Annotated in this window: 18 protein-coding genes; 10 read left to right on the forward strand and 8 right to left on the reverse strand. The window is 65.8% G+C overall.

Annotated features, from left to right (window positions below; translation table 11 throughout):
- Positions 1-33 precede the first annotated feature (33 nt).
- Entirely contained in the window at positions 34-2,403 is a 2,370-nt protein-coding gene (locus tag WI560_RS25225; protein WP_375305358.1) for a TonB-dependent receptor, read from the forward strand.
- Between the two features lie 440 nt (positions 2,404-2,843).
- Positions 2,844-3,059 (forward strand): DUF3551 domain-containing protein, encoded by a 216-nt coding sequence (locus tag WI560_RS25230; protein ID WP_257180806.1) that lies wholly within the window; start codon positions 2,844-2,846, stop codon positions 3,057-3,059.
- A gap of 145 nt (positions 3,060-3,204) precedes the next feature.
- On the opposite strand, the gene WI560_RS25235 is transcribed toward WI560_RS25230, so the two are convergent.
- Together WI560_RS25235 and WI560_RS25240 are read right to left on the reverse strand one after the other, a co-directional pair.
- Positions 3,205-3,720: a GNAT family N-acetyltransferase gene (locus WI560_RS25235; protein ID WP_375305359.1), complete on the reverse strand. Its 516-nt coding sequence runs from the start codon at positions 3,718-3,720 to the stop codon at positions 3,205-3,207.
- 138 nt (positions 3,721-3,858) lie between these two features.
- Positions 3,859-4,350 carry an NUDIX domain-containing protein gene (locus tag WI560_RS25240; protein WP_375305360.1) on the reverse strand — a complete coding sequence of 164 codons (492 nt, stop codon included), beginning with the start codon at positions 4,348-4,350 and terminating at the stop codon, positions 3,859-3,861.
- 92 nt (positions 4,351-4,442) lie between these two features.
- On the opposite strand from WI560_RS25240, the gene WI560_RS25245 reads away from it, so the two are divergent.
- Positions 4,443-5,339 carry a metallophosphoesterase family protein gene (locus tag WI560_RS25245; RefSeq protein ID WP_375305361.1) on the forward strand — a complete coding sequence of 299 codons (897 nt, stop codon included), beginning with the start codon at positions 4,443-4,445 and terminating at the stop codon, positions 5,337-5,339.
- Positions 5,340-5,459: 120 nt separating this feature from the next.
- Here WI560_RS25245 and WI560_RS25250 read toward each other — a convergent pair whose 3' ends face one another.
- From WI560_RS25250 to WI560_RS25260, 3 genes are all read right to left on the reverse strand, one after another.
- Positions 5,460-6,014, reverse strand: coding sequence for a hypothetical protein (locus WI560_RS25250; protein WP_375305362.1), 555 nt, complete (start codon positions 6,012-6,014; stop codon positions 5,460-5,462).
- A 184-nt stretch (positions 6,015-6,198) separates the two neighbouring features.
- A complete protein-coding gene (locus tag WI560_RS25255; protein ID WP_028134831.1) occupies positions 6,199-6,408 on the reverse strand; it encodes a hypothetical protein in 210 nt (69 codons plus the stop codon).
- A gap of 30 nt (positions 6,409-6,438) precedes the next feature.
- On the reverse strand, positions 6,439-8,073 hold the full coding sequence (locus WI560_RS25260; protein WP_126260485.1) for an isocitrate lyase: 1,635 nt from the start codon (positions 8,071-8,073) through the stop codon (positions 6,439-6,441).
- Between the two features lie 409 nt (positions 8,074-8,482).
- On the opposite strand from WI560_RS25260, the gene WI560_RS25265 reads away from it, so the two are divergent.
- From WI560_RS25265 to WI560_RS25275, 3 genes are all read left to right on the forward strand, one after another.
- Positions 8,483-9,928, forward strand: a complete 1,446-nt coding sequence (locus WI560_RS25265; protein ID WP_375305363.1) for a short-chain fatty acyl-CoA regulator family protein — start codon at positions 8,483-8,485, stop codon at positions 9,926-9,928.
- 304 nt (positions 9,929-10,232) lie between these two features.
- A complete protein-coding gene (locus WI560_RS25270) occupies positions 10,233-11,033 on the forward strand; it encodes a hypothetical protein (protein ID WP_375305364.1) in 801 nt (266 codons plus the stop codon).
- Between the two features lie 165 nt (positions 11,034-11,198).
- Complete coding sequence (locus WI560_RS25275; RefSeq protein ID WP_375305365.1) at positions 11,199-11,546, forward strand: hypothetical protein; 348 nt, start codon at positions 11,199-11,201, stop codon at positions 11,544-11,546.
- A 336-nt stretch (positions 11,547-11,882) separates the two neighbouring features.
- Here WI560_RS25275 and WI560_RS25280 read toward each other — a convergent pair whose 3' ends face one another.
- From WI560_RS25280 to htpX, 3 genes are all read right to left on the reverse strand, one after another.
- Complete coding sequence (locus WI560_RS25280) at positions 11,883-12,275, reverse strand: DUF3551 domain-containing protein (protein ID WP_375305366.1); 393 nt, start codon at positions 12,273-12,275, stop codon at positions 11,883-11,885.
- A 210-nt stretch (positions 12,276-12,485) separates the two neighbouring features.
- Positions 12,486-13,127 (reverse strand): tetratricopeptide repeat protein, encoded by a 642-nt coding sequence (locus tag WI560_RS25285; protein ID WP_028134826.1) that lies wholly within the window; start codon positions 13,125-13,127, stop codon positions 12,486-12,488.
- A gap of 133 nt (positions 13,128-13,260) precedes the next feature.
- Positions 13,261-14,208 (reverse strand): zinc metalloprotease HtpX, encoded by a 948-nt coding sequence (htpX, locus tag WI560_RS25290; RefSeq protein WP_375305367.1) that lies wholly within the window; start codon positions 14,206-14,208, stop codon positions 13,261-13,263.
- Positions 14,209-14,494: 286 nt separating this feature from the next.
- Between htpX and WI560_RS25295 the strand changes: the two genes are divergently transcribed.
- The 4 genes from WI560_RS25295 to WI560_RS25310 all read left to right on the forward strand — a co-directional run bounded on the left by WI560_RS25295 (position 14,495) and on the right by WI560_RS25310 (position 19,973).
- Positions 14,495-15,850 (forward strand): HlyD family secretion protein, encoded by a 1,356-nt coding sequence (locus WI560_RS25295; RefSeq protein WP_375305368.1) that lies wholly within the window; start codon positions 14,495-14,497, stop codon positions 15,848-15,850.
- Positions 15,850-17,787 (forward strand): glycosyltransferase, encoded by a 1,938-nt coding sequence (locus WI560_RS25300; RefSeq protein ID WP_375308905.1) that lies wholly within the window; start codon positions 15,850-15,852, stop codon positions 17,785-17,787. Before WI560_RS25295 ends, WI560_RS25300 begins: the two co-directional genes overlap by 1 nt.
- 122 nt (positions 17,788-17,909) lie before the next feature.
- Complete coding sequence (locus WI560_RS25305; RefSeq protein WP_375305369.1) at positions 17,910-19,208, forward strand: lytic murein transglycosylase; 1,299 nt, start codon at positions 17,910-17,912, stop codon at positions 19,206-19,208.
- A 261-nt stretch (positions 19,209-19,469) separates the two neighbouring features.
- The gene (locus tag WI560_RS25310) at positions 19,470-19,973 is read left to right on the forward strand and encodes a DUF1993 family protein (RefSeq protein WP_257176174.1); all 504 of its coding nucleotides are present in this window, start codon (positions 19,470-19,472) and stop codon (positions 19,971-19,973) included.
- Positions 19,974-20,042: the final 69 nt, after the last annotated feature.

Consider the following 20,042-nt stretch of genomic DNA (forward strand, 5'->3'; position numbering starts at 1 on the left):
TCATCCGGACGGCGCCTGACTGGAATCAGGACAATGTCATTCAAATCGCGACGCGCGCAACGTCTTGGCGGAGCAAGCCTGCTCCTGCTCGGCGCTGCCGCCACGCCCGCTTTCGCCCAGACGCCCGCACAGGACAAATCGTCGACCGAGATTCCCGCCGTCACCGTGACGGCGCCAAGCCCGATCGTGCGCAGGGCGGTGGTGCCGTCGCGCAACGCAGGCCGCGGTACACGGACCGCGCGGGTGCGCAGCCGCGAGCAAGCGGCGGAAGCAACGCCGGCAGCACCGGTGCCCGCGGCGCCTCAGCAGGGCGTGCTGCCGGTTGTGACCGATCAGTTCGCGACCGTCACTGTGGTGCCGAACGAGGAGATCCGGCGCAACGGCGGCGGCACGCTCGGCGATCTGCTGTTCTCCAAGCCCGGAATCACCGGTTCGAGCTTCGCGCCCGGCGCCTCCAGCCGGCCGATCATCCGGGGTCTGGACGTCAACCGCGTCGGCATCGTCGAGAACGGCACCAATGGCGGCGGCGCCTCCGATCTCGGCGAAGATCATTTCGTCCCGATCGATCCGCTCGCGACCAACCAGGTCGAGGTGGTGCGCGGGCCGGCCGCGCTGCGCTACGGCTCGACCTCGATCGGCGGTGTCGTGAGCGCCACCAACAACCGGATTCCGGACGCGATGCCGAGTTGCGCGCCGTCGTTCCAGAGCTACGGCCTGCCGACCAAGGCGCCGCTCGCGAGCGCGGCGACCTCGCCTTGCGTCACCGCCGAGACGCGCACCGCCTTCAGCTCGGTCGATCGCGGTGTCGAGAGCGGCGTGCTGCTCGACACCGGCGGCGGCAATTTTGCCTTCCATGCCGATGCCTATGGCCGCACGACTTCGGATTACTACATCCCGAGCTATCCCTATCTCGACGACCAGTCGCGCCCGGTGAACGGGCGTCAGCCCAACTCGGCAACGCGCTCGGACGGCGCCTCGATCGGCGGCTCCTACTTCTTCCACGGCGGCTATATCGGCGCCTCGATCACGCAGAACGACTCGCTCTACCACATCTCCGGCATCGACGGCGCCGACCACAACACGCGGATCGACGCGCACCAGACCAAGATCAACGTCAAGGGCGAATACCACCCCGACGCGGCAGCGATCGACACCATCCGCTTCTGGGCCGGGGCGACCGACTACCGCCATAACGAGATCGGTCTCGCCGATCCCACCGACCTCACCAGCGACGGCATCAGGCAGACCTTCACCAACAAGGAGCAGGAGATCCGCACCGAGGTGCAGCTGATGCCGTTCAACGCCCGCTTCGCCGAGGTGACGACCGCGCTCGGCTTCCAGGTCGGCCATCAGGAATTGAGCGCGTCGAGCCCGGACAATCCCGGCACGCTGTTCAACGGCCTGTGGAATCCGAACAACAGCAACCGCGTTGCCGGTTACACCTTCAACGAGTTCAAGTTCACGGAGACGACACGGGCGCAGATCGCCGGCCGCATCGAGCACGTCGAGCTGCACGGCACGACGCCGGACTTCCCGGCCGATTATCTGCCCGACGGCACGCCGCAGGCGGCGATCTCGCGCAATCCGTCCTTCACGCCGAAGAGCGGCAGCATCGGCCTGCTGCAGGACCTGCCCGGCGGCATGGTCGGCAGCATCACCGCGCAATATGTCGAGCGCGCGCCGAAGGCTGCCGAATTGTTCTCGCGCGGCGGCCACGACGCGACCGCGACCTTCGACATCGGCAATCCGAACCTCGGTATCGAGACCGCGAAATCGGTCGAGCTCGGCGTGCGCAGGGCGACGGGGCCGTTCCGCTTCGAGGCGACCGTCTACTACACGCATTTCGACAATTTCATCTATCGCCGCCTCACCGGCGTGTCCTGCGACGACGACTTTGCATCCTGCGGCACGCCCGGCGCCGAGCTGAACCAGGCGGTCTACTCACAGCGCAACGCGAATTTCCGCGGCGGCGAATTCCAGTCGCAGCTCGACGTCGGCGCCTTCCAGGGCGGCATCTGGGGCATCGAGAACCAGCTCGACTTCGTCCGCGCCACCTTCAGCGACGGCACCAACGTGCCGCGCATTCCGCCCTTGCGGATGGGCGGCGGCGTGTTCTGGCGCGACGACAATTGGCTGATGCGCGTCAACCTGTTGCACGCCTTCGCGCAGAACAACGTCGCCGTGATCGCTGAGACGCCGACGGCGGGCTACAACCTGCTGAAGGCCGAGGTCAGCTACAAGACCAAGCTCGACCGCAACTGGTTCGGTGCCCGCGAGATGATGGCCGGCATCGTCGGCAACAATCTCCTCAACGAGAACATCCGCAACCATGTCTCCTATACCAAGGACGAGGTGCTGATGCCCGGCATCGGCGTCAGGGCGTTCGCGAACTTCAAGTTCTAGGCTTGACGTCGGTCGGGGCCTGCGGGCCCCGACATACATTTCGTCATTGCGAGCGCAGCGACGGAGTACGAGACGTGGGCGCTGCTCCTCCAATTGACGGCGGTGTAGCCGGATGAAGCGCTGCGAGCCTATCGCGCCTGCGCCGCCGAGCCGGCATCGAGCGCCCCCGCACGCATCGAGGTAGAAACCGGGCGATCAAGGCGCCCGCGGCCTCGCGCGGCCAGGCCGGACTCGGCGGCCTCATTGTCCGTTCGGACGGTACAGCAAGACGTTCGATCGGCAAGTACGGCTTGCAGAACTATAGGCAGCAGAAGCAATATGGATCTGGGAAGATTTGATGTAGCTCAACATTCACCATATCGCTTCGGTGCCAGCTCATTGCTGGCACCCTGCTCTTGAATGGAGGTACGATGCGCACGATCCTTCTCATACTGATCCTCATGGCGCCCATCACCACCGCTCATGCTGAATATGATTATCCTTGGTGCGTCTATGGTGGAGAGCTCGGACCCTCCGGCGAGTGTCTTTACCGAACAAGAGAGCAGTGTCTGGCCTCGGCATCCGGCCGGTGGAATACATACTGCGATGTGAACCGGTACGTTCTGTTCCAGCAGCGCGCATTGCAGCCGCGGCCGAAGAAAGCTCCTCGCCATTGAGAGACAATGTGCGGACGGGCGTTCTCTTCTCGACGCTGGAAGAAAGTACTGCTTTTCCGCTGCCAGATCGCGAGCTGCTTTTTCGACAGGCGATGGAGCGCGCTTCGGGTCATCCGCGCCGGCCGAGCCCTGCGGCAGCCCAATCTTATCCCCGCGCCTTGCTCCAGTCGGGGCCCACCGTCCCCGACACGCCCTCGAAGGCGCCGTCGACGAGCTCGAACACCAGGATGCGCGCGGCATCGACCGGGCCCGGCATGGTGACGCGGCCCTTGGGGACCGGCTTGAAGCCGACACGACTGTAATAGGGCTCGTCGCCGACCAGCAGCACGAGACGGTGGCCCTTCGCCTTCGCGTCCTTCAGCGCACGCTCCATCAGCAGGCGGCCGACCCCGTGGCCGCGAAACGGCGGCTCGACGGTGAGCGGCCCGAGCAGCAGGGCCGGCGTCTCGCCGATCAGGATCGGCAGCTGCCGGACCGAGCCGACCAGCAGCGTGCCGATGCGGGCGGTGAACGACAATTCGAGCAGATGGTCGACGTGCTCGCGAATCCGATAGGCGCTGAGCACGAAACGGCCTGGACCGAAGGTGCGCTCATGCAGCCGCTCGATCGACTGGGCGTCGCCGGCGGCCTCGGGGAGGACGGTGAGTGAAAGGTCGGTCATGGCAATCGCGGGATAGCATTGGAACGCGGCGCGGTCCATTGGGCAGCGCAGCCGCTCAGGTCCATTTTGGGGCGCCGATCCGACAGGTGTTCCGAGACCTCAGCTCGCTCGTGTCGAATGACGAGACACGGCCCGCCCTCACCGCCAGGTCGCAATCAGGGGCCGGCCGTCGAGCACTTCCGCGATCCGCAGCCGCGTGCCGGACGTGGTCCCCTCGGGCAGCGCATCGATCGCGAAGAACCCGCATTCGACGATCTCGCGGTTGGGTGCGGGCAGCCGGTCCTGGCTGAACTGCCTGACCACGTAGACGGCGACGTGGTCGCGGCGCGAGACGTGGCTGTTGAGGAAGATGCCATGCAGGATCGCCTCGCCGGTGAGATCGATGTCGCCCTCTTCCTTGAGCTCGCGCCGCATCGCCTCATCCATGGTCTCGCCGAAATCGACGCCGCCGCCGGGCAGGTACCAGCCGCTGACATAGCTGTGCCTGACCAGGAAGACCCGGTTGTCGGCATCCAGCACCACGGCGCGGACGCCGAGCGTCATGCCGCGGACCAGGAGAAAATAGGCATGGAAGAATCGCCGCAGCAGCGGCTCGGCTCTGCGTCGGGCTTGGTTCAGACGTTCTCCCATCAGGCTTCCTCGACGCCGCGGCTCAGGCCGTGCTTGCGCGTTGCTTGCGAGCTTGCCATTACAGCGGAGCAATAGCGAGGCAATCGCGCCACATGACTCACAACAGGCAGGCTCCCTTCACGCTCGCCCATCTGTCCGATCCGCATCTTGCGCCGCTGCCGAAACCACGGCTGATCGAGCTCGCGGGCAAGCGCGCCTTCGGCTACGTCAACTGGACGCGCAACCGCCACAAGTACCAGCGCCGCGAGGTGCTCGACGCGCTGGTCGCGGACATGAAGGCGCAGGCTCCCGACCACATCGCGGTGACGGGCGACCTCGTCAATCTCGCGCTGGAAGCCGAGTTCGCGCCTGCCCGCGCCTGGCTCGACGATGTCGGCCCGCCCGACCGCGTCACGACGATTCCCGGCAATCACGACGCCTATGTCCGAGCTACCTCGCACCGCTTCGGCGAGACCTTTGCGCCCTATCTTACGGGCGACGACGGCCGCGTCGGTTTTCCCTCGGTGCGCCGGCGCGGGCCGCTCGCGCTGATCAGCCTGTCGACGGCGGTGCCGACGCTGCCGCTGATGGCAACGGGCACGCTCGGACGCGATCAGCTCGCCTCGCTCGAAACGGTCCTGGAACGGCTCGCGACCGAGGACGTCTTCCGCGTGCTGCTGGTGCATCATCCCCTGAAATCCGACGCCCGTCAGAAGCGTATGACCGACGCGCCCGCGCTGCTCGAGCTGCTCAAGCGCCACGGCGTCGAGCTGATCCTGCACGGGCACGACCACGTTCATTCGACCGTGTGGGTCGAGGGTCCCAACGGCGACATTCCCGCGCTCGGCGTGCCCTCGGCCTCCGCGCTCGCGCACGGACGCTATCCGGCGGCGGCGTATAATCTGCTCCGTATCGAGAAGGACAATGCCGGCTGGCGCTGCGAGCAGACGGTGCGGAGCCTGGGGGCGGGGTTTCAGGTCGGGCAGATCAAGCATGTGAGGTTGATTTAGACTTGGCCCTCATTCCGGGGCGGCTCTGGGAGCCGAACTCCGGTGCGCCCTTGCGCACCTGAGAATCTCGAGATTCCGGGTTCGCGCTTCGCGCGCCCCGGAATGACGGCGGAGGATACCTCACCAGCTCCGCAAGGCCGCCAGCACCGCGACGCCGAACAGCGCGGCCGCACCTAGCACGAAGCCGAACACGAACGGCCAGAAGCGCGAGCGGCGCGGTGGCGCGACGGCCGGTGCCTGCGGCTCGGGAGGAACGACCATGGCCCGCTCGCGCTCGACCATGCGGCGCGCGACATAGTCAGTGACGGCCTCGACGATTGCCGCGGTGTCGTGTGATTCGGCGAGCACGATGCGGCCGAAACGGGTGTCCTGGACGAAGCGGTACATCCGCTTGTCGCGCCCCATCACGATGTGGGCGACGACGTCGATCCAGAGCCTCGGCGTATCGCCCTGGCTGACGCCGCGGTCGAACAGGTCGATCTGATCAGGCACCTGCGCGAACAGGGGATCGAGCGCATCATTGAGGATCTCGAGCCGCGCCACCTCGGCGTCCCTGAGATCGACGACGACGCCGGTCCGGTCGGCGGCCTCGATCCGCGCGCGCAGCAGCGCATCGCGCAGCCGCACCGGGCGCGGCTGGCCGGGATGGGTCCCGCTGGTCTCGGGCTCTGACATTGTCGGCCTCGTCCTCGACTTTCCGCCATTAACCTATCAGCAACCAAACCCTCCGCAAAGGCCTACAATTCCAGCTACTTACGGCGCCCACAGCCGTTTGACCTGTGCCAAAAACAGACGATCCCACCCAGGCAGGGCCTGGATGGGACCGTCCGTCCTTGGACGTCTTCTTAAGTGAGGGCGATCAGGCCGAGACCCGCGAGGGCTCTTCCACGATCGAGAAGCGGACGCCAGCCTTGTGGCGGCTCTCTTCCGAGACTTCCTTCCAGCAGTCCTCGGCTTCCTTGCGGGTCTTGAACGGACCCTTGACCTGGGCGGAGCCTTCCACGAGCTTGTGGAAGTTCATCGAGCCGAACTCGCCGCCGATCACCCAGAAATTGCTGCCTTTGGTCATTGTCAGTCTCCTGTCGAATGGCGTGATGGGTTAGCCGAACTGGTTCATCGTGTTGTGGGCACCGCCCGCCTTCAGGGCGGCTTCACCCGCGAAGTACTCCTTGTGGTCGTCGCCGATGTCGGAGCCGGCCATGTTCTGGTGCTTCACGCAGGCGATGCCCTGACGGATCTCGGCGCGCTGGACGTTCTTGACGTAGCCCAGCATGCCCTGCTCGCCGAAATATTCGCGAGCGAGATTGTCGGTGGAGAGCGCGGCCGTGTGATAGGTCGGCAACGTGATCAGGTGGTGGAAGATGCCGGCGCGCTTGGCTGAATCCGCCTGGAAGGTACGGATGCGCTCGTCGGCTTCCTGCGCCAGCGGCGTCTCGTCGTACTCCGCCTTCATCAGCTCGGCACGGTTGTACTTGCTGACGTCCTTGCCGGCGTCCTTCCAGGCATCATAGACCTGCCAGCGGAAGTTGAGGGTCCAGTTGAAGGACGGCGAGTTGTTGTAGGCGAGCTTCGCGTTCGGCACGACCTTGCGGATGCGATCGACCATGCTGGCGATCTGCTCGATATGCGGCTTCTCGGTCTCGATCCAGAGCAGGTCGGCGCCGTTCTGCAGCGAGGTGATGCAGTCGAGCACGCAACGGTCCGCGCCGGTGCCGGGGCGGAACTGGTACAGGTTCGAGGGCAGCCGCTTCGGGCGCATCATCTTGCCGTTGCGGTTGATGATGACGTCGCCGTTGCGGGCGTTCTCCGCGGTCACTTCCTCGCAATCCAGGAAGCTGTTGTACTGGTCGCCGATGTCACCGGGCTTGTGGCTGACGGCGATCTGCTGCGTCAGGCCGGCGCCGAGCGAGTCGGTGCGGGTCACGATGATGCCGTCTTCGACGCCGAGCTCGAGGAAGGCATGGCGGCAGGCGCGGATCTTCGCGAGGAAGACCTCGTGCGGCACGGTGACCTTGCCGTCCTGGTGGCCGCACTGCTTCTCGTCCGAGACCTGGTTCTCGATCTGCAGGGCGCAGGCGCCCGCCTCGATCATCTTCTTGGCGAGCAGATAGGTCGCTTCCGCGTTGCCGAAGCCGGCATCGATGTCGGCGATGACGGGCACGACATGGGTCTGGAAGTTGTCGATCTTCGCGATCAGCTCCTGCTCGCGGGTCTTGTCGCCTTCCTTGCGCGCCTTGTCGAGCAGGCGGAAGATGTCGTTGAGCTCGCGGGAATCCGCCTGACGCAGGAACGTGTAGAGCTCCTCGATCAGCGCCGGCACCGAGGTCTTCTCGTGCATCGACTGGTCGGGCAGCGGGCCGAATTCGGAGCGCAGCGCCGCGATCATCCAGCCGGAGAGGTACAGATAGGTGCGATCGGTCTTGCCGCCGAAATGCTTCTTGACCGAGATCAGCTTCTGCTGGGCGATGAAGCCGTGCCAGCAGCCCAGCGACTGCGTGTACTTGGTCGGGTCCTTGTCATAGGCCGCCATGTCGGCGCGCATCAGCGCCGCGGTGTAGCGGGCGACGTCGAGGCCGGTCTTGAAGCGGTTCTGCAGGCGCATGCGGGCGACGGCCTCGGCCGACACGCCGTTCCAGGTCGGCTGGGTCTCGAGGAGCGCCTGGGCCGCCTTGACCTCGTCCTGATACGAGGACGGGCCCTGGAGGGTGCTGATGCCGCGCGGCTGGTAGTTCATGTGCCTGATCCTTTCGCTGACGATGGCGATGGCGAGCCATCGACATTCTTGACACTGCATTGCGAGATGCGTGTCAGGAGCTAAACGCGAAAACGGAAACTTCGTACAGATGGCTTGCTTTTTATTGGTGATGTCATGTAACATCAGAACATGTAATAGATGTTATTTTGTAAAGTTTGTAAATATTGGGTCAGCAAGACTGTCCTGATTGCAGACGGAGATCGCAGGATATGGCCGCCGAGTCCGATTTTTTCTCCGTCTCCCCGTTTTTAGGGGGAGAGGGTCGGGGTGAGGGGCTCTCTCCCCGACTTCGGGTCTCACCTCCCCTGCGGAGGCTCCCCCTCACCCGCCACGCTTCGCGTGTCGGCCTCTCCCCGCAAGCGGGGATAGGCGAAGAGAGGAGCCGCTGATGGCCGCCGAGTCCGGCAAGAAACTGTTCGTCGGCCCGCGTTTCCGGAGGATCCGGCAGCAATTGGGGCTGTCGCAGACCCAGATCGCCGAGGGGCTCGGAATCTCGCCGAGCTATGTCAACCTGATCGAGCGCAACCAGCGCCCGGTGACGGCGCAGATCCTGCTGCGGCTGGCCGAGACCTACGACCTCGATCTGCGCGATCTCGCCACCGCCGACGAGGATCGCTTCTTCGCCGAGCTCAACGAGATCTTCTCCGATCCCCTGTTCCGCCAGATCGACGTGCCCAAGCAGGAGCTGCGCGACCTCGCCGAGCTCTGCCCCGGCGTCACCCATGCGCTGCAGCGGCTCTACGCGGCCTATACCGAGGCCCGCCAGGGCGAGACGCTGGCCGCCGCCCAGATGGCCGACCGCGACGTCGGCACGCGCTATGAGGCCAATCCGGTCGAGCGCGTGCGCGAGCTGATCGAGGCCAATCGCAACTATTTTCCGGAGCTGGAGCAGGCCGCGGAGAATCTCCGCGACGAGCTGAACGTGCCGGCCGAAGGGCTCTACGCGGCGCTGGCCGCGCGGCTGCGGGAAAAGCATTCGATCCAGACCCGCATCATGCCCGTCGACGTGATGCGCGAGACGCTCCGGCGTTTCGATCGCCACCGCCGCCAATTGCTGATCTCGGAGCTGGTCGACCCGCCGGGCCGCGCCTTCCAGCTCGCCTTTCAGCTGGGCCTCGGCGAATGCACGCAAGCCCTGGAGAGCATCATCGGTCGTGCCGGACCGCTCGACGACGCGCCGCGCCGACTGTTCCGCATCACGCTCGGCAATTACTTTGCAGCGGCGGTGATGATGCCCTACCCGGCTTTTCTCGCCGCGGCCGAAGCGCTCAATTATGACATCCACGTGCTGGCGCAGCGCTTCAATTCCGGCTTCGAGCAGGTCTGCCATCGCCTCACCACCCTGCAGCGGCCGAACGCGCGCGGCATTCCGTTCTTCCTGCTGCGCGTCGACAATGCCGGCAACGTCTCCAAGCGCTTCTCCTCCGGCACCTTCCCGTTCTCGAAGTTCGGCGGCACCTGCCCGCTGTGGAACGTGCATTCGACCTTCGACACACCGGACCGTCTGCTCAAGCAGGTGATCGAGCTGCCCGACGGCACGCGCTATTTCTCGATCGCACAGATGGTGCGCCGCCCGGTCGCGCCGCATCCGCTGCCGCAGCCGCGCTTCGCCATCGGCCTCGGCTGCGAGATCCGTCACGCCGCACGCCTGACCTACGCGGCCGGCATCGACCTCGAGAAGAGCGAGGGAACGCCGATCGGCGTCAATTGCCGCCTGTGCGAGCGCGAAAACTGCGCCCAGCGCGCCGAGCCGCCGATCACGCGCACGCTGATCCTGGACGAGACAACGCGGCGGGTGTCGAGCTTCGCGTTCTCGAATGCACGGGAGCTGTGAGGGGGAGGTCTCGTGTCCCGGACGCGCTGCAGCGCTTGTGCGCTGCTGCGCAGAGCACGAGACCGCTCTATGCCAGCGTATGCGCGATCACCGGCCCTGCCGCCGCGCTGGCATGCTTGGCGAGCAGCGGCTCCGAAGCGCGCTGCCGATCCATGCTTGGTTAATCCGGCCCTAATCCGCGCGCACGATCTGCAACCAGCGGTTAAGCACGCCTCAACATCGGCGCCTTAGTCTCGCCCCACTCACTTTTCGCAAACAACGGCGGCCTATTCTGCCGGGCGAAGTGACATCAGGGGGTTTCATCATGCGCATTGCGTTGCTGCTGACCGCAACCATCGTCGGCGCGCTCTTCACCAGTCCGTCCCGTGCCGGATCGCTCGATGCGGACGCGGCGCAGCCGCTGCCGCCGGGCTTCCAGAGCTACCGCGGCTACATGTTCGACCTGTCGGAGAATTCCGAGCGCAAGGACGTCGACAAGCTCACCGACAATCTGAAGCAGCAGATCGACCTCGTCGAAGGCGCCGGCCTTTCGCCGCGCGTGTTGCGCTTCTTCCATACCGTGCCGATCGTCGCGAGCGAACTGGCCTGCCTCGACGAAGGCGCCGCGACCGCGTGCTACGGCCGGGTCACGCCGGACATCCGCCGCACCGCGCCGCGGACGCTCACGGTGTGGGATCCGAACAAGCAGCGCTGGACCAATCCGAACGCCGTCGACCTCGCGGTCGATTCGGGGCTCGGCGTGATCATGCTGCGCCCGGACATGATGCGCTACGAAAAGGAAGCCGTGCTGCTGCACGAGCTGCTTCACGCCTATCATGCGCGGCTGCTGCCGGACGGTTATGCCAACAAGGGCGTGATCGGCTATTACGCCCTGGCCAAGTCCAAGGACCTGCTGCCCAAGGACACCTATGCGATGAAGAATCCCATGGAGTTCTTCGCGGTGACCGCCAGCATCTTCCTGGCCGGCAAGAGCGAATTCCACGACCCGAAGTCGCGCGAGGCGCTCAAGGAGAAGATGCCGGACTATTACAAATATCTGGTCGGCGTGTTCGGATTCGACCCCGAGCCGGCGGCGGCGAGCGGTCCGGTTGCCTCGCTGAAGTGAGGCGGCCTCGCAGAAACGTTGAACAAGCCGCGCGGCATGCGCGGCTTTTTCAGTTTTGGCCCGCTGGAAGCTGCGGATGACGCACAGCCGGGAATTGCCAAGGCGGGGCCCGATCTGCATAGTCCGGCCCGCATCGATAGCGTATTTCGAAGGGGATAAGAGAACATGGCGGACGCCGACCTGGATGTCGTGATCCGGCAACTGGCCAGACAGCTGCATACGGGCCTGATGACCCGCGCCAAGGAGCGACGGGATCGCCTCAACGGCCTGGCGACCAAGGCCAAGAGCAAGGAGACCGCCGACCGCTTCAAGATGATGGCCAAGGCCACCTTGGAGCAGGCCACCGCCGCCGCCAAGCGCCTCCAGATGTCCGCCGACAATGTCGCCGACAGCTACGCGCGGTCGATGCGGATTGCCGCCAGCACGCCGGTGGCGGTGAAGGTGGCGAAGAAGGCCAAGGCAGAGAAGCCGGCGAAGAAAGCCGCGAAGGCGAAAGCGAAGAAGGCGAAGTAGGCGGCGAAGGAAGAAGGCCCGAGCTACGCGAAATCCATCTTCTCGACGCGACAATCAGCATCGTAGGGTGGGCAAAGCGAAGCGTGCCCACGCGTCGGTGGCCGCATTGGGAAGATCGTGGGCACGGCGCTTTGCGCCTTTTGCCCACCCTACGATTCCCGGACTGGTCCGGTTGTCTGATCATCTCCGGCGTAATCGGCTCGCGTGCCTCCACGCAGCAATGTTCGCTTACGACCTTCGGGCGACGTGGGCCCGAAGGTGCGATAGGGTCGGCCGTGACGTACGAAACGGTCGCCGGCACACACGCGTGTCAGTACATGGCCGATCCGTCATCCATCACATGTGGCTCCTCGAACTTTGGAGAAATCGTTCTTTCTCGCCCGGCGCATAGCCTTGGGACGCTCCAAAATACGGTTCATTGAACTGATTGTACGGTGAGGCCCGGTAGTGGACCGGCGGCCGCGACGGCGTGAAGGTTTGACCTTGCTGACGCCGTTTGTTTCCTCTGGCTGCCGCACCATTGTAGTAAGGATTGAGGACGCACATCTGACCGTTCGCCGACGCCCTGCATTGGTCCATCGTCATGTAGGTGCATCGATAGTAAGGGGTCATTCCCTGAGAAACGACGTTCAGGCACACCGGGAACGCCGGGTCGTATGTTTGAGCCCGGGCGTGCCCGGCTGTCAGGGCGATACTCAAGGTCAAGAGCGTTAGAGTCCATTTCCGCATTGGAACCTCCTCCAAGTCCGCACGACACCGGTGCACTCTGACCACGGTCGGCGTTGATCCAAATCAATTCCGGGAGATTGGTTCGAACACGCGCCGGGAGGGGCCGCGACATCTTGGATCCGCGGCCGTATCGGTCACAGCTCTACGGCGAGCCGCCTGTCTCAGACACGGAGCGGGAAAGTGCGGGCGGCGAGTGCTGCTCCAGGCCCGTCACCTTCTCGACGCGGCAATCGGCATCGGCTCGGCGCTCGCGAGTTCGGCGAGCTTGGCGCGCGCCGCTTCGCGCGCGCGGCTGTCCTTGCCGGCGGGCAGCGCCAGCGCCGCCTCGAAATCGGCGCGGGCGTCGTCGGCCTGGCCGCGGGCGAGGAACGCGAGGCCGCGGTCGAGGCGGGCCTGCGCATCGGAGGGGTCGAGACGGACCGCCGTGTTGTAGCTCAGGATGGCGCGATCGAGATCGCCCATGGCGGCGAGCGCGAGCCCGCGCTGGTGATAGGGCGCGGCGCGCTTGGGATCATGCGCGATCGCCTCGTCATAATCGGTAACCGCAAGCTCGAGGTCACCGTTCTGCCGGCGCGCCAGCGCCCGGTCGCGATAGAGCGAGGCGCGGTTGGGATTGAGGTGGATGGCCTCGTTGAAATCGGCGATCGCCCGCCTGAAGTCGCCGTGACGCAGCGCGATCCGCCCACGCCCCTCATAGGCGAAGGCGATCAGGGAGCCGCGCAGCGGCGAGAAGCCGATCACGGCCGAGCAGATGTCGGGATCGTCCTCGTCGCCGCAATTGACGACCATGTGCGTGGACAGGCCGAAAAGCACGCACAGGACGATTAGTAGTGGCACCAAAACTCTGGTCATCTTCGGCGATGGCCGACAGCGGGCCGGCCACGCATCCCCTTTCGAAGAATTGGTCTCGCCGGGGTGTTAACACCGGCGTCGGGGATTATGTGTGCGCCAGGTCACAAAGCCGCACGCAAGGCCTGCGGTTCCGTCAGCCCCAAGGACCACGCGAAGAACCACGCGACGATGAGCGCCCCCACGGACCACGCGGCGGGTAGTTCTCGTTGGCGCCGACCGACGGCGCGGCCCGCGTGCCGAGCTCGGCCGCCAGCTGCTGAAGCGCGGCGATGCGGTTCTGCGTCGACGGATGGGTGGCGAACAGATTGTCCACGCCATGGCCCGACAGCGGATTGATGATGAACATGTGCGCGGTCGCGGGGTTTCGCTCGGCCTCGTAGTTCGGCACCTGATGCGCGGCGCCCTCGATCTTCACCAACGCGGAGGCCAGCCACATCGGCTGTCCCGCGATGCGCGCACCGAGGTTGTCCGCGGCGTATTCACGGGTGCGGCTGATCGCCATCTGCACCAGCATGGCGCCGAGCGGGGCGAGGATCATCATCAGGATCGAGCCGACGATGCCGAGACCATTGTTGTTCTCGCGATTGCCGCCGAAGAACATGCCGAACTGCGCCAGCATCGAGATCGCGCCGGCGATGGTCGCGGTGATGGTCATCAGCAGCGTGTCGTGATTCTTGATATGGGCGAGCTCGTGCGCGATCACGCCGGCGAGCTCCTCGCGGCTGAGCTGGCGCATCAGGCCGGTGGTGACGGCAACCGCGGCATTTTGCGGATTTCGTCCGGTCGCGAACGCGTTGGGCTGCGGCTCGTCCATCAGGAAGACCCGCGGCATCGGCAGGCCGGCACGGCCCGCAAGCTCGGCGACGAGCCCGACCAGCTCCGGCGCGCTCGAACGGTCGACCTCATGGGCGCCGTACATCGAGAGCACCATGCGGTCGGAGTTCCAGTAGGTGAAGAGATTGGTCGCGGCGGCAATGACGAGCGCGATCATGGCACCCGAGGCGCCGCCGATCAGATAGCCCACGCCCATGAACAGGGCGGTCAGGCCTGCGAGCAGCATTGCGGTACGAAAATAGTTCATGGCCGTCTCCTAGAGCCGGCCGCGGGCGAACCTCCGGCCGGCATCCACGAGGTATGAATACGGCGGGAGACCGCAAGGTTCGTGCGTCGCCCCGCCGCACGCCTCTGGCGGAGGGCCAGTCTTTCGGCCCTCGCTAAAGCTTGACGGGGATTTGCGCGAAAACATGCGCGAAAGCTTAGCAACCTGGAAAGCGCAATTTCAGATTGAGCCATAGCAACCCGGCACGCAGCACAGTTCCGGCGCATTGACCCCCTCTCGTCGGCATTCCGTCCGCAAGGTGACCATCATGATGGACCGCTCGCGCGCTGCCTCCGTCGACCCCGCACCTGCCCCTGTCCCTGCCCCCTCCCTTGACCAGAAGACTGATGCGAAAGGCTTGCAGGAGGCGCTGCATGAGCAGCTATTCGCCAATGACGAGCCCAGCCATGCGCCGGATGGGCAGACGGCGCCGAAATCCGGGCGTCGCTGGTCGTATCTGCGGCGCGGCGCCAAAATCGCCATCGGGCTCGCCATCGTCGCCGTGTTCGGCTGGCTGCCGCTGCGCGCGATCTGGGAGAATTCGAGCGTCGAGGCGGTACTGAATTCCCGCCTCGTCACGTTGCGCACACCCATCGGTGGGCGCGTCGCGGCCGCCCAGCGCGTCACCGACCAGACCGAGCTGGATGCCGGAACCGTCGTCCTGCGCGTCGTCAACTCGCGCGGCGATCGCACCCTGCTCGACGATCTCCGGCGGCAGAAATCGCGCCTGGAGAACGAGCGGCCGAGTCTTGCCGCCAAGCTTGCCTCGGCGCAGGCCGCGCAAAAGGACCTGGCGCGGCAGGCCGCGCAATTCCGCGACGGACGCGTGCTCCAGCTCGAGGCCCGCATCGCCGAGATCCAGACCTCGATCGAGGCGGCGGCGGCGCGGCGCGAGGAGGCCAGCGCCGCCGTCGAGCGCGCCTCGTCGCTGGCCAAATCCGGCAATATCTCGACCGTCGAGCTGTCGCGGCTGACGCGCGAGCTCTCCGTGTCGCAGCAGACCGAGCTCGGAGCGCGCAAGCGGCTGGATGCCGCCAGGGTCGAGCTCGCCGCGGCGCAGAACGGCTCGTTCCTCGGCGACAGCTATAACGACCGGCCGAGCTCGGTGCAGCGCGAAGAGGAGATGCGTCAGCGCGCCGGCGACCTCGCAGCCGATCTCGCCCGCACCGACACCGACATCGCCTGGCTTGCCAACGAGATCATCGTCGAGGAGGTCCGCTTCGCCGATCTGTCCGAAGCCAACATCACGACACCCGTCGCGGGGCGCGTCTGGGAGATGATGACCTCGCCAGGCGAGGACGTACAGGCCGGCCAGCCCCTGCTCAAGGTGCTCGATTGCAGCGGAACCGTCATCACCGCCAACGTCACCGAGGCCGTCTACAACCGCCTGCAGCTCGGCGATCGCGCGACCTTCGAGCCGAATGACGGCGGCGAACCGATCTTCGGCACCGTGGTCAATCTAACCGGCGCCGCCGGCGCACCCGCCAATCTCGCCATCAATCCGGATGCGCTGAGCAAGGAGCCCTATCGCGTGACCGTGGCCTCGCGCGATGCCGCGGCCCGCGCCTGCACCGTGGGACGCACCGGCCGCGTCGTCTTCGCCCGGCATGAGACAGCGCCGTGATGATGGCGCTGACGCCCGGCCTGATCGCGCTCGGCGCCTTCATGGCGATCGTGCCGCTGCTCAGGCGCGACAGCACGATGGCGCGCTCGTTCCTGACCATCGTGTCGGTGGCCCTACTGCTGCGTTATCTCTATTGGCGTGTCACGTCGACGCTGCCGCCGCCGCATCTGACCCTCGACGCCATGGTCGGCTACCCATTCCTGCTGCTGGAAGCGGCCTCGCTCGTCGCGGTCGCGTTGTCGCTGCTGTTCCTGAGCCGGACGCTCGACCGCACAGGCGCAGCGAGGGTCGATGGCCGCGCCACCGATCCGAGCGCGCCATTGATCGACGTCTTCATCTGCACCTACAACGAGGAACGGTCGATCCTCGAACGCACCATCATCGGCGCGACCGGCATGGCCTACGGCCACTACCGCGTCTGGGTCCTGGACGACGGACGGCGGCCCTGGCTGCGGCGCCTTTCGGGCGAGCTCGGCTGCCACTATCTCACGCGGCACCACAACCTCCACGCCAAGGCCGGCAACATCAACCATGCACTCAGGCATGTCGGCACGCTGCCGGAGCGGCCGGAATTCGTCGCCATTCTCGATGCGGACTTCGTGCCGCGGCCCGATTTCCTTGCGCGTACCATCTCGCTCATGGACGACGAGTCGGTCGGCGTGGTGCAGACGCCGCAGCACTTCATCAATCCAGATCCGATCCAGACCAACCTTGCCGCGACCGATGTCTGGCCCGACGAGCAGCGCTTCTTCTTCGACATCCTGCTGCCGGCCAAGGACGCCTGGGGCGTCGCGTTTTGCTGCGGCACCTCGTCCCTCATTCGCTATGCCGGGCTGATGCAGATCGGCGGATTTCCGACCGATTCGGTGACCGAGGACTACCTGGTCACGCTGCGTCTCAAGGAATGCGGCCTCAACACGATCTATCTCAACGAGCGCCTGACGATCGGGCTCGCGCCGGAGGGGCTGAAGGAATACATCACCCAGCGCGCCCGCTGGTGCCTCGGCTTGATGCAGATCGTGCGCGGTCGCAGCGGACCGCTGTCGCGGGACTCGAAGCTGTCCTTCATCGACCGGCTCTCGCTGATGGACGCCTTCATGAGCTGGTCGGCGGTGTACGCGTCGAAGGTGGCGGGCCTCGTCGTGCCCTGGTTGTTCCTGCTGTTCGGCATCAAGGCAGTTCAGGCCGACCTCACCGAGCTGTTGCGCTTCTTTCTGCCTTTCTATGTCTGGCATGGTCTCAGCATGGCCTGGCTGTCGCGCGGCCGCTCGCTCGCGATGATGACGGACGTCTCGCAGCTCATCGCGGCGCCTGCGGTGCTCGAGGCGGTGGCGGCCGGCCTGCTGAAGCCGACAGGACACAAGTTCAAGGTCACCGCGAAAGGCGGCGACCGCAACAGCCGATTCGTCGAATGGCCGCTGCTGCGGCTCTATGGCGGCGCGCTCGTCATCACGCTCGCAGCCATCGCCTATGCCTTCATCCTGCACCTGCGCGGCGAGAACATCGCCTATGGCGGACTGGCCCTGGCCTGGAGCCTCTACAACGCTGTCATCCTCACCGTGGTCTGCTTCGTCTGCATCGAGCAGCCGCGCAAGCGAAAGGCGGAGCGGTTCAGCCGCAATGAGACCGTCCTGCTGCGCCACGACGGCAGGTCGCATCTCGCGCGGCTCGGCGACATCTCCATCACAGGCGCACGCCTGATCGACCCCGATCCGCCGGCGCCGGGCAGCACGATCGAATGCCGGATCTACGGCCGCCCGATCGCGGCCATCGTGGTGCGGCGGACCGCGGACGGATTCGCCGTGCGGTTCGAGGAAGACATGGATACGCGCGTGCACGCGATCAGGGCATTCTATGCCGGCGAGTATGTTCGCGCCTTTCGGGGAGTGAGGGCGCTCCCGGTCGGCAAAGCGCTGCTGATGCGGCTGTTCGGCTAACGCAGGGGCCGCGCACAGCGGCTCGCATTCCGTCCGCCATGGCATGGAAGGGATGGCTTGAGGCCGTCACTTCACTTAAGATTTGGACGAATCCCCGCCTGCCCTGCCTCGCCGGAACCCCTATGCTCCAGATCCGATTTGCGATCGCGGCCGCCGCGCTCCTCGCATGCTCCGCCAGCGCCTCCGCCCAGTTCGCGCCGCCCGCCAAGCCCGTAGCGCCGAAACCCACCGCCCCCTCACCGCGCGCCGCCTCTTGCCACAATGGCGCGAGCTTCGATCGCTTCCTGGCCGAGGTGAAGCAACAGGCGGTGGCGGCCGGCGTGTCGCAGCGGACGATCGCGGAGGCCTCGCCCTACCTCGTCTACGACCAGGGGATCGTCAACCGCGACCGCGGCCAGCGCGTGTTCGGCCAGCTCTTCACCGAATTCGCCGGCCGCATGGCCGCGCCCTATCGCATGCAGAACGGCCAGCAGCACATCAAGCAACACGCGGCTGCGTTCGCGCGCGCGGAGAAGGACTATGGCGTGCCGCCGGCGGTGATCGCCGCGTTCTGGGGGCTGGAAAGCGACTTCGGCGCCAACATGGGCAATCTGCCGACGCTGAAGTCGCTGGTCTCGCTCGCCTATGACTGCCGCCGTTCCGAGATGTTCGTGGGCGAGACCATCGCCGCGCTGAAGATCATCGACCGCGGCGACCTGCATCCCGACGAGATGATCGGCTCCTGGGCCGGCGAGCTCGGGCAGACCCAGTTCCTGCCCGTGCATTACGTCAACTACGCCGTCGACTATGACGGCGACGGACGGCGCGACCTGTTGCGCTCGCCAGCCGACGTGATCGGCTCGACCGCGAACTACATCGCCAACGGCTTGAAGTGGCGGCGCGGCGAGCCGTGGCTCGAGGAAATCAAGGTGCCGCCGAACCTGCCGTGGGAAAAGACCGATCTCACGGTGCGGGAGCCGCGCTCGACATGGGCGCAGCTGGGGGTCACCTATCCCGATGGCCGTCCCCTGCCGAACGACAATCTGCCGGCCTCCGTGCTGCTGCCGATGGGGCGCTTTGGTCCGGCCTTCATGGCCTATGCGAATTTCGCCGCCTACACCGAGTGGAATAACTCGCTGATCTATTCGACCACGGCGGGCTATCTCGCCTCGCGCATTGCCGGCGCCGCGCCCATGCGCAAGCCGGCCCAGCCGGTGCCGCAGCTGCCGTTCAACGAGCTGAAGGAATTGCAGCAGCTCCTGGTGCGCGCCGGCTTCAATGTCGGCAAGGTCGACGGCGTGCTGGGCCAGCAGAGCCGAATTGCGGTGAAGGCGATGCAGACCAAGTTCGGCCTGCCGGCCGATTCCTGGCCGACCGCCGAGTTGCTCGCCCGCATGCGCGGCGGCACGGTCCAGGCGCAGCCGGCGGGCGTGGTGCGGTAGCGGCCCGTCCACTGTCATGCCCCGGCTTGACCGGGGCTCCAGTACGCCGCGGCCCCTCGACTCAGCCACAACCGCCTCGGAGTACCGGATCGGCCGGTCGGAGCCGGGCGATAACGGTGAGGGTGTGGCGCGACGCTACCGCGAGCAGCGCGAGATTTTCGCATCGCACAAGCCGATTTCGCGATTGTATTTTTCCCTGAGGCTCCCATGTGAGTGGCTCAGGTTTTCTCCTGAGATTTCCCATTCACGAAGCGAGCACACATGTCCTTCTACGACGCGGTCGTCCCCGCCTATCTGCAAATGCTGAACAGCGTCACCGGGCTGCTGACCAAAGCCGAGGCGCATTGCGCGGCCAAGAAGATCGACCCCAGCGTCCTGCTCGGCTCCCGCCTGTTTCCGGACATGCTGCCGCTGTCGAGGCAAATCCAGCTCGTCAGCGATTTCGCCGCCAAGGGCTGCGCGCGGCTGACCCACAGCGAGGTCCCCTCGACGCCCGACACCGAGACGAGCTTTGCGGAGTTGAAGCAGCGGCTGGCGAAGACGATCGATTACGTGAAGTCGTTCAAGCCCGAGCAATTCGAGGGCGCAGATGCCAAGGACGTCACCTTCCCGACCGGGCCCGACAAGACCACGACCCTGAAGGGCCAGCAATTCCTCAGCGCGTTCTCGCTGCCGAACTTCTACTTCCACTGCGCGACCGCCCACGGCATCCTGCGCCACAACGGCGTCGAGATCGGCAAGCGCGATTTCATGGGCCTGACCTGACTTGGCAATCGCACGCGGCAGGCGAAATCCGCTGTCGTGGCGGGGATTGCACATGAATTATGCTACGCG

The sequence above is a fragment of the Bradyrhizobium sp. A11 genome (genome assembly GCF_042077125.1).
Lineage (GTDB): Bacteria > Pseudomonadota > Alphaproteobacteria > Rhizobiales > Xanthobacteraceae > Bradyrhizobium > Bradyrhizobium japonicum_B.